Origin of the sequence: Vibrio sp. Vb1980, from assembly GCF_033338615.1 — a bacterium.
Classification (GTDB): Bacteria; Pseudomonadota; Gammaproteobacteria; order Enterobacterales; family Vibrionaceae; genus Vibrio; species Vibrio alginolyticus.
The window spans coordinates 441,274-455,227 of the sequence record NZ_JAWOSZ010000001.1 but is presented as its reverse complement, the minus strand read 5'-3'; the positions used below and the strand labels follow the sequence as shown (position 1 = coordinate 455,227).

Sequence of the window (13,954 nt, the reverse complement as noted above, 5' to 3'; positions counted from 1 at the left end):
ATGCTCTATTCTTCTCGCACTACAGGAAAACGTTGCTCATAAAGTTCCATAAAGTCCTTACGAATTAAGTGCTCTAAGTGGTTCGCTTTATCGGTTGGGCAGAAAATCATCACGTGCAGAATTTGTTCACCATTAATGTTACTAGAAATATGCATATGTGGCTCAGAACCAGGAAGGTCAACACCGGCATGTTTTTCAATCATCGCATTGTAACGATGTGCAACATCAGCAAAGTAACTGCAATGTTCTTCAATTTTATCAGTTAAAATCGGTAGCAGTGGATACAAATTGACGAAGTCTTTCACCACTACAGAAAAGTTGTGGTAAACGTACCGCTTCATGAAGTTGAGGTTCTTTACTGGATAGGTAAAGAACATACTATTAGGCAATGTCGCTGTTTTGCCGGTGTAATGATATTGCCCATGATGCAGGTCGATCTCTTGAATCACCGTCGCCATCATATTGTGCTCAATCACTTCACCGCATAACTTCCCGACCTCAATCCAGTCCCCAACGCGAAAAGAACGTGAACTTGCTCTTTGAATCGAACCCGTAAAACACAAAATGATTTCTTTGGATGCCACTACAATGGCAACGGCAATCGCCGTTACACTCAGAGCAAACTCGTTAATTTCTGATTGCCATAAAATAAATAAAATCAGTAATGTAACAGCAAAGGTGCCATTTTTAGTTCTGGACATCCAACTACGCTGATCTTCTGAGAGAAAAGCGTGATCACCACGAATCATCGATAAAATTGCACGACGAATTAACCACATAATCGCAAAGATCAGTGCGGTAAAAATCAATTTATGAGTGAGAAGAAAATCGACAACTAACTGCACTTTCTCCATTCCACGGCTCCCTCGAATAAAAATACGGCCCAGTAACAGCTAACGATAACAAATTATTTTGTCTGTTGTCCGTGCTCACTCAAGTCTTTTTGAAATTACTCCTCTCTGAAGGCGCGATTCATGCTTTCTGTAATTGGCTTTATTAGGTAGCTCAATGGCGTTCGTGGCTCAGATAAAATAAGCACTTCGGCATTCATGCCTGAGGTTAAACGATGTTTTGTCACATCTTCCGGTGAAATTGCAATTCTAGCGAGATAAAAATCTTCTTGGTTTTCTTGCGAGAGCTTATCGGCAGAAATCGTCAGCACTGTACCGTCTAAAGGTGCCAACGTCCGTGCATTCAGAGCGGTCAGACGAACATGCGCTTGCTGGCCTGGATTCACTAAATCAATATCCTGAGGATTAACACGAGCCTCGACTAACAACTTATCGTCTTGCGGGACCAGTTCTAGTAACGTTTCACCCGAGCCAATCACACCTTTTTCGGTAAACACTTGCATGTTGACTACGCGACCAGAAATAGGTGCGTTGATCGTTGTTCTTGCGACAATATCTTGAGCGGAGCGATATTCTTCCCGAATTGCGACAATTTCCGTTTTGGTATTTCGTAGTTCCTCGACAATCTCATTCAGCCTTTCAAGCTTCAACTCTTCAATTTGCGCTAGGTTCTCATCTAACCTTTTTCTAACGGTGAGCGACTGCCTATCTAACTGGCTTAAGGTACTTCTCACCTCCGCTGCTAAGCGCTTGAGTTGAAGTAAAGTAGATTTTCCCGAGAAACCTTTTTGCACCAAGGCTTGGTTGCTGTCTATTTCTTCAGCAATAAAGTTGAGCCGTTCCGTCTCAATCACTTTGGTTTGCTGAAGGTTTTCAAGCTCTAAGTTTGCTCCAGAAATACTCTGCTCAATGATACTCAGTTTACTATCAAAGAATCGCTTTCTCGCTTCAAAGATCTTGTTTTGAACCAGTTGTGCTTCTTGTACGATATCGACACGGGGAATGCTTTCAAGATCATCAGACCATACAATCGTTGGAAGCTCATCAAGCTCCGCACTTAAACGGTTTTCCTTTGCTAGAGTATGGATAAAACGACCACTTAACGAATCCAACTTAGCCATAGCTTGACGCTTAGAAAGTTGAATTAATAACTGACCTTTTTCGACTAAATCCCCTTCCTGTACATATAGCTTTTCAATAATACCGCCTTCTAAATGCTGAATTTCTTGTCGCTTAGTGAGAACTGACAAATCACCATAAGCAATCGCTGCACTTTCTAATTTGGCTGTTGCAGCCCAGTAGCCAAGGCCTCCAAGAAAAACACTTAAGGTCACCACACCGAGTAAAATTGGTTTTCGAAAGTTTAGTCTCGCTTTGGGGCTAAAACGATATACGATCTCGGTAGAACTCTGATTAACGGTTGGCAGTTGATTGCTCATTTCTTACCCTTGGGATATCTGTTCTTTCTTCGCCCATCAAACGTTTTAATACTTCATCTTTAGCGCCGTATAACTTGACTCGGCCGTCAGCCAAATACAAGAGCCTATCCATTTGTCGTAACGTGCTCGGATTGTGAGCAATGACGATAATCGTTGTACTCTGTGCTTTTAAATGGGCAATCAAACGTTGATACGCAGCCTCTCCCTCACCATCGAGGTTGGCATTCGCTTCATCGAAAATCACAATAGAAGGGTCGCCATAAACGGCTCTTGCAAGAGCGATTCTCTGCCTTTCCCCCCCAGATAAACCACGGCCATTTTCACCAATAATGCAATCATAGCCTTTGTTTTTCTTGAGTATTAATTCATGACATCCTGCTAGTTGAGCCGCCTTGATGACTTTAGCGGGGTCTTCTTCTTTAAAGCGCGCGATGTTCTCTCGAATTGTGCCAGGAAATAACTCCACCTCTTGAGCGAGATACCCAAAATGCACGCCGCGATCTTCAGATGCCCATACGGAGACTTCCATTCCATCAAGAGTCACTTTACCCGCTAATGGCTTAACCGTACCTAATAACAGCCGAGCAAACGTCGATTTACCCGTACCAGAAGGGCCAATCACCCCAACAGCAACACCCGGAGGAATCGATAAGCTGATCGATGAGAGCACTGGTTCGGTTGCTCCAGGATGGCGATAGGCCAGTCCGGTAAGCTCATAGTGTCCTTTTGGTTTAGGCAGTGGCATATCTGATTCATCTTGGCGCACGATCGCATCGATTTCTTTCAACCTTTTATAGGCGCCTTTAGCAGACATCGCACTTCGCCACGTGCCTATCGCCTGCTCCATCGGCGATAATGCCCGACTCATTAATATGGAGCTCGCGATCATCGCCCCTGCCGTTATCTCATGTTGGATTACTAACCATGCACCACCTCCCAGTAAAAATATCTGTAGTGATCCACGCACAAACTTAGAAAAGTTAGCCATGTAGATAGACTTACCTGCAACTCGCTCTTCAAGCACATTCACTTCACTCACGCGCGACTGCCACTTCTCTAAAAATGCATTCATCATCCCCATTGCGAGAATTGAATTGGAGTTTTGCGTGGCTAATTCTGCGTTGTTGATATGAGAAATCGCTCTGACTTCGCTCTCTTGCATTGTTTTACGCGTCATTAGCTCATTAAGTAGACCTAGGCTAAACAATACGATAGATCCAAGTAACGCGATGTGACCTAGTATCGGGTGCAATAAATACACAAATAAAATAAACAGCGGTGTCCAGGGCGCATCCAACAGTGGATAAGGTGCTTGACTGCTCAAAAAGCTTTTGATGTTCTGAATGTCTCTCAGAGTTTGCGAGGTATAACTCTTCCCGGTATGTGATTGATATTGAATCGTGCGCTTGAGCATGAAAGCGGAGAGTTTTGTGTCCATCCAATAACCAAAAGATTTACTCATTTGTGCTCGTGCAATGTCGATGATGGACATGGTTAACAGCGCGACAATTACGATGACAGTGAGCAAGAATAAAGTATCGGTTGAGTAGGAGGATATCACCCGGTTGTACACTTGAAGCATGTACAGCGGAATCGAGAGAACCAATAAGTTGATAAAAAGGCTAAAAACGATCAGCAAGCCCGCAAGCGTGCATAGTTTTTGTTTCACTTCTTTGAAAACCGTTTTTTGCACGACTACTTCCGTTTAACGTGAAAATTGTAGGCGCCAGAAATACTAGCGCCTAGCTTAAGGTAACCTCAAATCGCTCTAGAGTGTCCGATTAGTGCACCTCAGCATGGCAGAGCCACGCAAACTAATTCCCATCCAGAGTTATTTTCAGTCGTTTAGATTACGAACAGATCTGCACCATAGGTGTTGATGTCAGTTTCAGTCACGCCAATAAGTTTCACTGTTAGATCAGCCCCATCGGTAAACACTGCATTCCCAACTGCATCGTAGCTAAAGCTTAAATCACCAAAGTCAGTGACAGAGTCGCTAATGATGTGCAAAGAGTCTTCACCAATGGTGAAATCAACAACTTTGGCTTCGCCATGGCCACCAAACTTATCCGTGAACACAAACTTATCGCCATTGCTGCCGCCAACTAAAACGTTGTCACCAGAACCAGCAACAAGAATATCTTCACCGACACCACCATTTAATTTATTGTCACCCAACAAACCCAACAGCAAGTCATTACCGGTACCACCGCCGAGGTAGTCGTTTCCTGTACCAGCCCTAAGGATGTCATCTCCAGCACCACCAGTTAGGCGATCGTCGCCGTCGCCGCCGATCACATAATCATTACCGCCACCGCCAACAAACGAGTCATTACCACCAAAACCGATAAACAAATCATCGCCGCCATCGAAATCAGCAAATTGGTTATTTACACCTGCATCGCCTAAATACGTGTCATTGTCACTTGCGCTCATTTTTATTCCCTCTTAGCTTATTAATTGAATAGACCTTCTGGTCCACGTCTGACTAGATTCGTCACGACATGAGAAGTCTAATAGTCAACTGAATAGGAATAAGTTTGAATATGGGATGATATTTCAGACTGACATTTTAATAATAAATATAAAATTTAGTACTTTATAGAGTATTTTCTTTTTATTACAGCAAGTTAATACTAGTACTACAGGTTTCTCTTAGCCCAACTTGTAGCTTGCGTACGGTTCTTTACTTCTAACTTTCTAAAAATATTGTATAGATGTGATTTAATAGTATGCTCGCTGATAAATAAAGAATCAGCGATTTCCATGTTTGAACCACCTTCTTTCAACATTTTTAAAACCTGAACTTCACGCCGAGTAAGCTCAACCTCAATAGCAGGTTCGATAATGCTATTTACTTCTCTGCCTCGATAATAATTTACTAGCTGATCAAGTAATCTTCGAGACAGCCAATTATCCCCTTTTATTATTGCTTTTAATCCCTGACAAACCTTGTCCATTGAATCTCCTGGACCAAATATACCTTTTACATGAGGCCAAGAAGCGAGTTCTTCTGTGTCTAAGTCATAACCTAGATTAAGCATTATGGTTCCTAGCACTTTATTACTATCTTTTAAATAAACTAAAGTTTCGGAAGGAATCTCAACTGAAAAATCAACAAGCAAAAAGTAGCGTTCCGGAATGAGTTCATGATAACTAGGGTTTTTAGTATCAATGATCGTTATTTTAGTTTCTGTATTTTTAGAAAGCATTTCCTTAAAGTTTTCACTCTGTAAACTTTGTTGAGTGAGCATTAGGATTTCAGGCTTTTCCATATACTGTCCCATAATGTTTCTCATACTTTCAGTGACTTAACATTCTTAAATTAGTAGTTAATCGTCAGCACTTAGTTTGATATGTAAGTGCTAGTTCACAGAGTAAAGTTATTTGCTACTTTTTTAAATTCTAAAGTTATTAAAAAGAGAACCAAAAAAAGTGTTTCTCATAAAAGAAACACTTTTAACACATTCAGGTCACAGAAATTATTAAGAGTTTACTAAATTAGGCAACCTAATATTGCAATAGCATTACACCGTTAACGAGTTGTCTGAAATATTTTCCTTTGCCCAAATAAGTGCTTGAACTCTATTTTTCACATCAATCTTCTTGAAAATATTATGTAAATGCGTTTTTACCGTATTCTCGCTGACAAATAATTGTTCGGCGATTTGTTGATTGGACGCCCCCATGGAAAGAAAGGTAATTATTTGTTGCTCTCGTTTGGTCAGAATAGCGGAAACATTCTTATTTATAGGTTTGCAATGTCGACGAAGGTAAGTAATGTACTGCTGAGAAAACTTACGGCTGAACCACATATCTCCTTGAAGCACCTTACCAATACCAACTTGCAACGTTTTTATATCATCAGAGGTATAGAAAATACCGGCCAAAGTACGCCAAGCAAAGAGATCTTCTGTCGATATGGATTGCTCACAATTAATTAAGATTTCAAGCGTGTCTTTCTGCTTGGCCGCTTTAAACTCCGCATAACGGCGAAAAACTTCATCCGTGATCACGCTGCAATCAACAATAATGGCTGATGCAAGAGACTCATGTAACACTCCGTGAATCAGATTATCTGGCGTGATTAGAGCAACACTAATACCGAGTTTGGTCTCCAATACATCTTTCAACAGAGATGACTGTAGACTTCCCTCCGTGATTAAAATAACGTTTCTTTTTTTTTGCTGCTCCATCCTGATCGCATTCCCTTGGTCGTTTTTATTGAAATACGCAATAGATTTAGATAGAGCGGTAGTATTGTCAAGTATGAAAATCACTAGTACTAATTAATAACTCATTGAAGTGTCAATAATTTTTAAGTGGCAAGTATGTGAGAGGTATTAGCATTTTTCAGACATTAAAAAAGGGAGTATAAACTCCCTTTTTGTGTTTGAGCAGGTGATTTAATCACGCACGTTAGAGGCAAAACACCACCTAACTTAGTGGATTGGAACTGCGTTTTTTTGGTTAAACTTACCAAAGTGTTGTTCTAACACTTCTGGCGTCAGCTTACCTTCCGCTTCCAGCTTTTTCAGCTCAGCGACGATCGCTTTTTGCTCTTCTAGCGACGGCAGTTTTACTTCTGGCTCCTGAGCGGTTTCTTGAGAAATTTGCTCTAGTTCTTTTTCGAAGTCATTCATAGTACTTACCTAAAATTAATGATTGAACTTTTAAACTTCGCCTATTCTATCCAACTCTATAACTTGAAGCTACCAACCATCTTGTCTAAACGAGAAGAGAGCGCTTGAAGATCGCGACTTGCATCCGCCAACTCTTCTGCTGTCGCGGTTGTCATTTCATTTATCGCGTTGATTTCTTCGATATTTTGATTAATGGTATGCACCACCGTGGATTGCTCTTCCGTCGCCGTTGCAACTTGTGTATTACGATCAGAGATGTCGGTGATTCGTTCAGAAATACTGATTAATACCTCGACTGCTTCATCGGTAGAAGTAACCCCTTCTATGGTAACCGCTTTGCCCGCTTCCATAGCACTTACCGCGTCTTGTGCGTCACTTTGAAGCTGATTGATCATGCGCTGAATCTCTTCTGTAGAATCAGCCGTGCGTGAAGCTAGGTTTCTTACCTCATCAGCAACAACCGCAAAACCACGTCCCTGCTCACCAGCACGAGCAGCTTCAATTGCAGCGTTTAGCGCAAGTAAATTCGTTTGTTCAGAGATGTCACGAATTACACCCAGAATCGAGCCAATATCTTTGGTTGTCGATGCCAACTGCGTAACAACAATATTGGTTGTTTCAACATCATCGGCTAGGCGGCTGATCACCTCTTTTGCTTTCATCACAACTTCTCGACCAGTTTGAGTGTTATCTGAAGCCTGATTTGCCGTATCAGCAGCGGTAGCAGCGTTCGATGCAATTTCACTGATGGTCGCACCCATTTGGTTGATAGCTGCAACTACTTGAATGGTTTGATCACGCTGCTCTTGGCTGTTGTCGTGTGTGGATGTTGCTTTCGTTGACACACTTTCTGCCGCTTGACTTAATGAGCCACTGGTTAGAGCAACCTCTTTCATCGTGGCATGAATCTTCTCAATAAATCCATTAAAGCCTTTTGAAAGCTGAGCAATTTCATCATTACCCTTAATTTCAATACGCTGCGCCAAATCGCCTTCACCTTGCCCAAGGTCGGTAAAACGATCGGCAATCAGTCGGATTGGTTTCGTAATGCTGTTTGCTAACCATACGCCCATGAGGATGAATACAACGGCAACAATGATGGTCGTAAACAGCATTTTTTTAGCTGTCGCATTCAGGTCTGCGAATACTTCATCAACGGGAACCACGCCAATAACAAACCAGTTCATTGAAGGAACATACAAACTAGAAACAAAAGTATCCTGCCCTTCAAACTCCACATTAATTAGGTTGAAGCTATTTTTGTTCAACAGCGCACTTGCGTCACTACCAAATAGTTTAGTGATAGAAGTTTGGTTCTTACCTTGTTGGCGGTGTATTTGAATCTGGCCTTGTTCATTAGTGAGGAACACGTAACCCGTATCTTCAATTTTAAACCCATTGAGCAAAGCAACCATGTCTCCCATAGATTTAGAGAGACCTGACATTGATGTACCATTAAGATCTTGGAAATTGGCAAACATTTTCACTTCGCCATTTGCCTCTTGGAACACACTCACGGACGTTTCTTGACCAGACGACGTAAATCCAAAGAACCAAGCATCTTGCGTTCGGTTAAGTTGACGTAAGAATCCGTTTTGATTCCAGTAATATGCCGTTTGACGATTCGCTACCGACGCATCATTAAGACCATACTGTGATTTAACGTTATTGAGCTGCTGAACCAACTGAACTTCTACTGACGGATCACGGTCTGTATTAGATAGGGCTTCAACAATAAATTCGTTTGTAGCCAGCTGTTTTGCCGCTTGTTGCATTTCGACAACTTCGCGGTCAATTTCGGTATTGATTTGCTGCAACATCGCAGGTAGCTCGATGTCAATAAGACGATGGCTCAATACATCTCTCGCATGACGCTGAGCCATAACACCAACAATGATTGTTGATGCTAGAACAGCAAACGTAATGCCAAGTACAACCTTCTGTTTGATGCTCAAGGAATGAAGTTTCAACATATTCGGACCTTTTAAAAGAATCACTTGTTATTGGCCCCACAAGGGGAATCAGGTGCATATCTCATGACACGCACACCACGGAATCTTTATCGGCTCATATGTACAAAACTAGAGGCATTTCTCATTATATTATGAAAAATAAATGTAACACACTGTCAAATAAGCACTTTCAGAGATAGCACGTACTTGCAATTCTCTGTAGCGTCCCAATATTGAAAAGATAAATTGCAATAGAGCGTTGGAACTTTTTTCACATGGAAAATGACCAATACTCAACACGAAAATCACATGGATACCGAGAGTCCAAAGCATGCATAAATCTAACTTCGAAACTCTTCAGCAATACTTAGAGTCGCAGATCATCGGACAGCAAGATCTGGTAAAGCAACTGCTTGTTGCGCTTCTTGCGGATGGGCATATTTTAGTTGAAGGCCCTCCTGGGTTAGCAAAAACCCGTGCAGTAAAATCACTCTCAGACTGTGTTGAAGGCGACTTCCACCGCATTCAGTTCACCCCTGATTTGCTGCCAGCCGATTTAACCGGCACCGATATCTTCCGTCCCGAAACCGGAGAATTCACTTTCCAATCAGGTCCTATCTTCAACTCGCTTATTCTTGCGGATGAGATAAACCGTGCGCCAGCCAAAGTACAAGCGGCAATGCTTGAAGCAATGGCAGAGAAACAAGTCACAGCAGGTCGTCATACCTACCCGCTGCCAGAGTTGTTTTTGGTTATGGCAACTCAAAACCCGATAGAGCAAGAAGGGACCTACCCCCTTCCTGAAGCGCAGCTAGACCGCTTTTTATTGCATTTAGAAGTGGAATACCCAGATGCGGAGCATGAGCTATCTATCTTGCGTATTAACCGTGGAGAAGCAAAAGGCGAAGCAAAGGTTGAACGCCCAATGTTAAGCCAACAAGATATATTCACCGCACGTAAAGAAGTGTTGGATATTCATATGGCGGAAACGATAGAGCAGTACATCGTCCGTTTAGTTATGGCGACACGTCAAGCCAACGAATATGACACTGAGTTGGACAAGTGGTTGTCAATGGGTGTGAGTCCGCGTGCCACCATCGCTCTTGATCGCTGTGCACGTGCGCACGCTTGGCTTGCTGGTCGTGATTTTGTCTCTCCGGAAGATGTTCAAACCATGGCTTATCCGGTACTGCGCCACCGTTTATTGTTGAGTTACCACGCTCAAGCGGAAGGCATTACGGCAAACCAGGTCATCGATAAACTGCTAAACCTTGTTGGCAGTGCATAAACAGGTGAGTGATATGTCCGCTACACATTCATTACCACCTCATGCGAATGGGGTGACATTAACCCTTGAAGAGCTGCTCCAATATCGCACTCAATCTGTACGTTGGTTACCACCAGCACAGAGTCTCTGGTCGCAGATGAGTGGTAACCATACCAGTCGCCAAAAAGGGCGAGGTATGGATTTTATGGAGGTGCGCCAATATCAACCTGGCGACGATATTCGCAGCATTGATTGGCGAGTCACCGCTAGGACCGGTAAAGCACATACAAAATTGTTTGCAGAAGATAAAGAGCAAGCGGTCATTCTTTATCTTGATCTAAGTTCTAGTCTACATTTTGGATCTAAGTATGTACTCAAATCCGTTCAATTGGCCCACTTTGCCAGTGTTCTAATTTGGCTAACTCTAGCTAAAAAAGATCGCATCGGCGCAGTGATTGATGACGGACATCAATGTCTTGAATTTCGCCCCTCTTCTTTACAAAGACAAGGGCTGCGGATTCTTAACGCCATAGTCGACATACATAATGCGCAAGTAACTCGTACTGCAAGCAACGACACTCGTACACTGCCTTATACACAAGTATTGGAGACACTTCATACGCTCACCCCAAAAGGCAGCGAATTGATTATGCTCAGTGACTTTGCCCACGTAACACCAACGGAACTGGCACAACTACGTCGACTCAAACAACACAATAGCGTAAGGGCTGTTCAATTTTATGATCCGTTAGAAAGAGGCGAAACAGACTTTAGAGGTCAAGTGAAAGCTTCGGATGGGCTGCATAGTCAATGGTTTAACTTTGGCTCTAAAGGACAACGAAGAGAACTCGAAAACCACTTTACCCAACATCAAGAAACCATTAAGCAGCAGTGCCATTCGATAGCAATTCCATTTAACACGCTATCAAGTGGCTGGCCCTTAATTTCACAATTAAGCTAACAAACTGACAAGCAGTATTTATTAAGCAGTAATAATAATGACAACAAACAACCAAAGCCTAGACCTTGAACCTTTGATTTTGCCAAACGCACCGGATTGGTTTCCGCTCGCTTGGGGATGGTGGGTGGTGCTTGCAGCCACCTTGCTCTTCGTTTTCGGCATTTGTCTTTATGTGAGATGGCGTAAAAAACACTTACGCGCAAAAAAGACAGCATTAACACTTTTAACTCAACCTACCGCGCCTCATACCCCCTCTTCTGCTCTGGAAATATTGCGCCAGGCAGCATTGAGTTACTTTCCGCGTGAAGAGATCGCACCATTAACCGGAATCGCTTGGTATGAATTTCTCGATAGCCATACCAAAGAAAGTCGATTCGTAGACAAACAACATCAGTGGCAAGAAGCGTTGTATCAGAATTCTTCCCAAGGGCAGCATCAAAGCTTGGTAGACGATTGTGTCTTTTGGATAACCTACGCTTTACCACCAAAGAAAAAGGCAAATAACCGTGACTGAGCAAACACTCATAACCGATCTTGCCCAATGGCTAAACATTGAATTTGTCTGGTGGTGGGCACTGTTTTTGTTGCCCATCCCCTGGCTGGTATACAAGTTCCTGCCACAAGAATCTCAACAAGCCGAGATCAAATTGGCGTACTTACCAACCAATGAGAATCGCAGCAAGCCTAAGCAAGCGCTGCAAAAAGCACTTTCAATCGCGATCTGGGGCCTTCTTGTCGTCGCTTGTGCGCGTCCAGTTTGGTTTGGTGATCCCGTTGAATTCCAACCCAAATATCGGGACTTGATGTTAGTCGTCGATCTGTCCGGTTCGATGCAGCAGGAAGACATGGAACTCAACGGCGAATATATCGATCGCCTCACAGCAGTCAAAAAAGTTCTGTCTGATTTCGTAGCAAAGAGAAAAGGTGACCGTCTCGGAGTTGTTTTGTTTGGCGACCATGCTTATTTGCAAACACCACTCACTGCAGACCGAAAAAGCGTCATGCAACAGATTAATCAAACCGTCATCGGTTTGGTTGGTCAACGAACCGCCATTGGTGATGGTATTGGGTTAGGCACAAAAACCTTTGTAGACAGTGATGCTCCGCAACGAGTCATGATTTTGCTCAGTGACGGCAGCAATACTGCAGGGGTGCTCGAGCCGCTAGAAGCAGCGGAAATTGCGAAAAAATACAACGCCACTGTTTACACCGTGGGCGTGGGCGCTGGTGAAATGATGGTAAAAGAGTTTTTCATGACTCGCAAAGTAAACACCGCAGCCGACTTAGATGAACAAACACTGACTAAAGTGGCAGAGGTGACAGGTGGACAATATTTTCGAGCGCGAGATACGGAAGAGCTCGAAAAGATTTATGACACCATCAACCAGCTAGAACCCGTATCTAGCGACACACAAACTTGGCGCCCTCAGTCTGAATGGTTTCCATATCCATTAAGCGCTGCATTTGTATTGTCGGTATTGTTATTCCTATTAAGGAGAAAACATGGCTGAGTTTACTTTCCTCAATCCTTATTGGCTTTTGGGGCTCATCGTGATCCCTATTGCACTCTTGCTTAATCACAAATTTAGAGCCCAAAAGTCCACACTGATTGCCCCTCATCTAGCGCGGATGCTCGGACAAAACACGCAGTCTAAGCATTACTTCACTCTATGGGGTTTAGCTTGGGCAATAACTTGCATTTCATTAGCGGGGCCAAGCTGGCAGTCCAATGCTCGACCAAGCTTTGAGTTAAACCAAAACCGTATCTTGGTGCTTGATATGTCTCGCTCTATGTTTGCTACAGACATCAAACCCAATCGGCTAGCACAAACACGTTATAAGGCGCTCGATTTGCTGCCTAAATGGAAAGAGGGAGCCACTGGACTTATTGCTTACGCTGGCGATGCCTATAACTTAAGTCCACTGACAACTGATTCCAGCACGCTTGCTGGCATTATCGAAAATTTGTCACCAGAGCTGATGCCTTTTCAAGGAGCAAACCTGCCTGCCGCGATTGAACTTGCGATCAACCAGTTTTCTCAAGCCGGCACGCAACAAGGCGATATCATCGTGTTAGCGGATGATCTTGATACGTCAGAGCTGTCTCGCGCGTTAGATTTAGTCCAAGGTACAAAGTTTCGCATTTCTGTTCTTGCCGTCGGGACTCCTAACGGTGCGCCTATCGCGCTGCCCGATGGCTCTCTGCTAAAAACGGCACAAGGCACAACCGTCGTAGCGAAAACAAATCTGAAAAATCTACAAATGCTAGCGAATAAGACTGGTGGCCTATTTGTTCCTATTCAACACACCAACCGTGATGTTGAAAACATCGCGGCCTTTACCAATAACATTGGTAGCCAGCTTTCTGCGACCCAAAGCGAAGAAGTTAAAACTGATTCTCGTCTCAACAGTGGCTTTTGGTTACTGCCGTTGTTACTTATTCCTGCGGCTTTACTGTTTCGACGCGGCCTGATTTGGATGGTAGTTGCGACTGCAGTCCCAGTAACGTGGACACCGCATGCAGAAGCTAATCCGTTCTTAAATGCCGACCAACAAGGAGCGGAACTCTACAAGCAAGGTGAGTATGAACAGGCGCAAAACCTATTTACAAACCCAAGCTGGAAAGGAGCCGCCAGTTATCAAAAAGGTGACTACGAAGCCGCTATCGAAGCATTTTCTCATGATGCCTCCCTTAACGGCCGCTATAACCTCGCCAACTCGCTCGCTCAAAATGGTCAATTAGAAGATGCGGCTGATTTGTATAAAAAACTGCTAGAGGATAAGCCTAACTTTGAAGCCGCGAAGAAAAACCTATCGGTTGTAGAAGAAAAGCTAAAACAG

At 43.3% G+C, this 13,954-nt stretch carries 13 protein-coding genes; 5 read left to right on the top strand and 8 right to left on the bottom strand.

Features of this window, described 5'->3' with window-relative positions; translation table 11 throughout:
- Positions 1-5 precede the first annotated feature (5 nt).
- The 8 genes from R7F64_RS02035 to R7F64_RS02000 all read right to left on the bottom strand — a co-directional run bounded on the left by R7F64_RS02035 (position 6) and on the right by R7F64_RS02000 (position 8,906).
- On the bottom strand, positions 6-854 hold the full coding sequence (locus R7F64_RS02035) for a mechanosensitive ion channel family protein (RefSeq protein ID WP_005375171.1): 849 nt from the start codon (positions 852-854) through the stop codon (positions 6-8).
- Between the two features lie 95 nt (positions 855-949).
- Positions 950-2,290, bottom strand: a complete 1,341-nt coding sequence (locus tag R7F64_RS02030; protein WP_005375170.1) for an HlyD family type I secretion periplasmic adaptor subunit — start codon at positions 2,288-2,290, stop codon at positions 950-952.
- On the bottom strand, positions 2,265-3,983 hold the full coding sequence (locus R7F64_RS02025) for a type I secretion system permease/ATPase (protein WP_053350060.1): 1,719 nt from the start codon (positions 3,981-3,983) through the stop codon (positions 2,265-2,267). The genes R7F64_RS02030 and R7F64_RS02025 overlap by 26 nt, the downstream gene beginning before the upstream one ends.
- Positions 3,984-4,135: 152 nt before the next feature.
- Positions 4,136-4,726, bottom strand: a complete 591-nt coding sequence (locus tag R7F64_RS02020) for a calcium-binding protein (protein ID WP_005375168.1) — start codon at positions 4,724-4,726, stop codon at positions 4,136-4,138.
- A 206-nt stretch (positions 4,727-4,932) separates the two neighbouring features.
- A complete protein-coding gene (locus R7F64_RS02015) occupies positions 4,933-5,589 on the bottom strand; it encodes a LuxR C-terminal-related transcriptional regulator (RefSeq protein WP_213905452.1) in 657 nt (218 codons plus the stop codon).
- 228 nt (positions 5,590-5,817) lie between these two features.
- Positions 5,818-6,486, bottom strand: a complete 669-nt coding sequence (locus R7F64_RS02010; protein ID WP_239938504.1) for a LuxR C-terminal-related transcriptional regulator — start codon at positions 6,484-6,486, stop codon at positions 5,818-5,820.
- 246 nt (positions 6,487-6,732) lie between these two features.
- Positions 6,733-6,933: a restriction endonuclease subunit S gene (locus R7F64_RS02005; protein ID WP_005375165.1), complete on the bottom strand. Its 201-nt coding sequence runs from the start codon at positions 6,931-6,933 to the stop codon at positions 6,733-6,735.
- A 56-nt stretch (positions 6,934-6,989) separates the two neighbouring features.
- Positions 6,990-8,906: a methyl-accepting chemotaxis protein gene (locus tag R7F64_RS02000; protein ID WP_017821859.1), complete on the bottom strand. Its 1,917-nt coding sequence runs from the start codon at positions 8,904-8,906 to the stop codon at positions 6,990-6,992.
- A gap of 310 nt (positions 8,907-9,216) precedes the next feature.
- On the opposite strand from R7F64_RS02000, the gene R7F64_RS01995 reads away from it, so the two are divergent.
- The 5 genes from R7F64_RS01995 to R7F64_RS01975 form a co-directional block, all read left to right on the top strand.
- Complete coding sequence (locus R7F64_RS01995; protein ID WP_025768547.1) at positions 9,217-10,173, top strand: AAA family ATPase; 957 nt, start codon at positions 9,217-9,219, stop codon at positions 10,171-10,173.
- A gap of 13 nt (positions 10,174-10,186) precedes the next feature.
- A complete protein-coding gene (locus R7F64_RS01990; protein WP_258629039.1) occupies positions 10,187-11,113 on the top strand; it encodes a DUF58 domain-containing protein in 927 nt (308 codons plus the stop codon).
- Positions 11,114-11,150: 37 nt separating this feature from the next.
- Positions 11,151-11,627, top strand: a complete 477-nt coding sequence (locus tag R7F64_RS01985) for a DUF4381 domain-containing protein (protein WP_017821862.1) — start codon at positions 11,151-11,153, stop codon at positions 11,625-11,627.
- The gene (locus tag R7F64_RS01980) at positions 11,620-12,624 is read left to right on the top strand and encodes a vWA domain-containing protein (protein ID WP_047103941.1); all 1,005 of its coding nucleotides are present in this window, start codon (positions 11,620-11,622) and stop codon (positions 12,622-12,624) included. The genes R7F64_RS01985 and R7F64_RS01980 overlap by 8 nt, the downstream gene beginning before the upstream one ends.
- Positions 12,617-13,954: VWA domain-containing protein (locus tag R7F64_RS01975; protein WP_318071405.1), on the top strand; the 1,338-nt coding region annotated here is incomplete at its 3' end. The genes R7F64_RS01980 and R7F64_RS01975, both read left to right, overlap by 8 nt.

Bases quoted from the DNA above. Each gene is read 5' to 3' on its own strand.
- R7F64_RS02035 (WP_005375171.1), bottom strand. From the start codon at position 854: ATGGAGAAAGTGCAGTTAGTTGTCGATTTTCTTCTCACTCATAAATTG.
- R7F64_RS02030 (WP_005375170.1), bottom strand. From the start codon at position 2,290: ATGAGCAATCAACTGCCAACCGTTAATCAGAGTTCTACCGAGATCGTA.
- R7F64_RS02020 (WP_005375168.1), bottom strand. From the start codon at position 4,726: ATGAGCGCAAGTGACAATGACACGTATTTAGGCGATGCAGGTGTAAAT.
- R7F64_RS02015 (WP_213905452.1), bottom strand. From the start codon at position 5,589: ATGAGAAACATTATGGGACAGTATATGGAAAAGCCTGAAATCCTAATG.
- R7F64_RS02010 (WP_239938504.1), bottom strand. From the start codon at position 6,486: ATGGAGCAGCAAAAAAAAAGAAACGTTATTTTAATCACGGAGGGAAGT.
- R7F64_RS02005 (WP_005375165.1), bottom strand. From the start codon at position 6,933: ATGAATGACTTCGAAAAAGAACTAGAGCAAATTTCTCAAGAAACCGCT.
- R7F64_RS02000 (WP_017821859.1), bottom strand. From the start codon at position 8,906: ATGTTGAAACTTCATTCCTTGAGCATCAAACAGAAGGTTGTACTTGGC.
- R7F64_RS01995 (WP_025768547.1), top strand. From the start codon at position 9,217: ATGCATAAATCTAACTTCGAAACTCTTCAGCAATACTTAGAGTCGCAG.
- R7F64_RS01990 (WP_258629039.1), top strand. From the start codon at position 10,187: ATGTCCGCTACACATTCATTACCACCTCATGCGAATGGGGTGACATTA.
- R7F64_RS01985 (WP_017821862.1), top strand. From the start codon at position 11,151: ATGACAACAAACAACCAAAGCCTAGACCTTGAACCTTTGATTTTGCCA.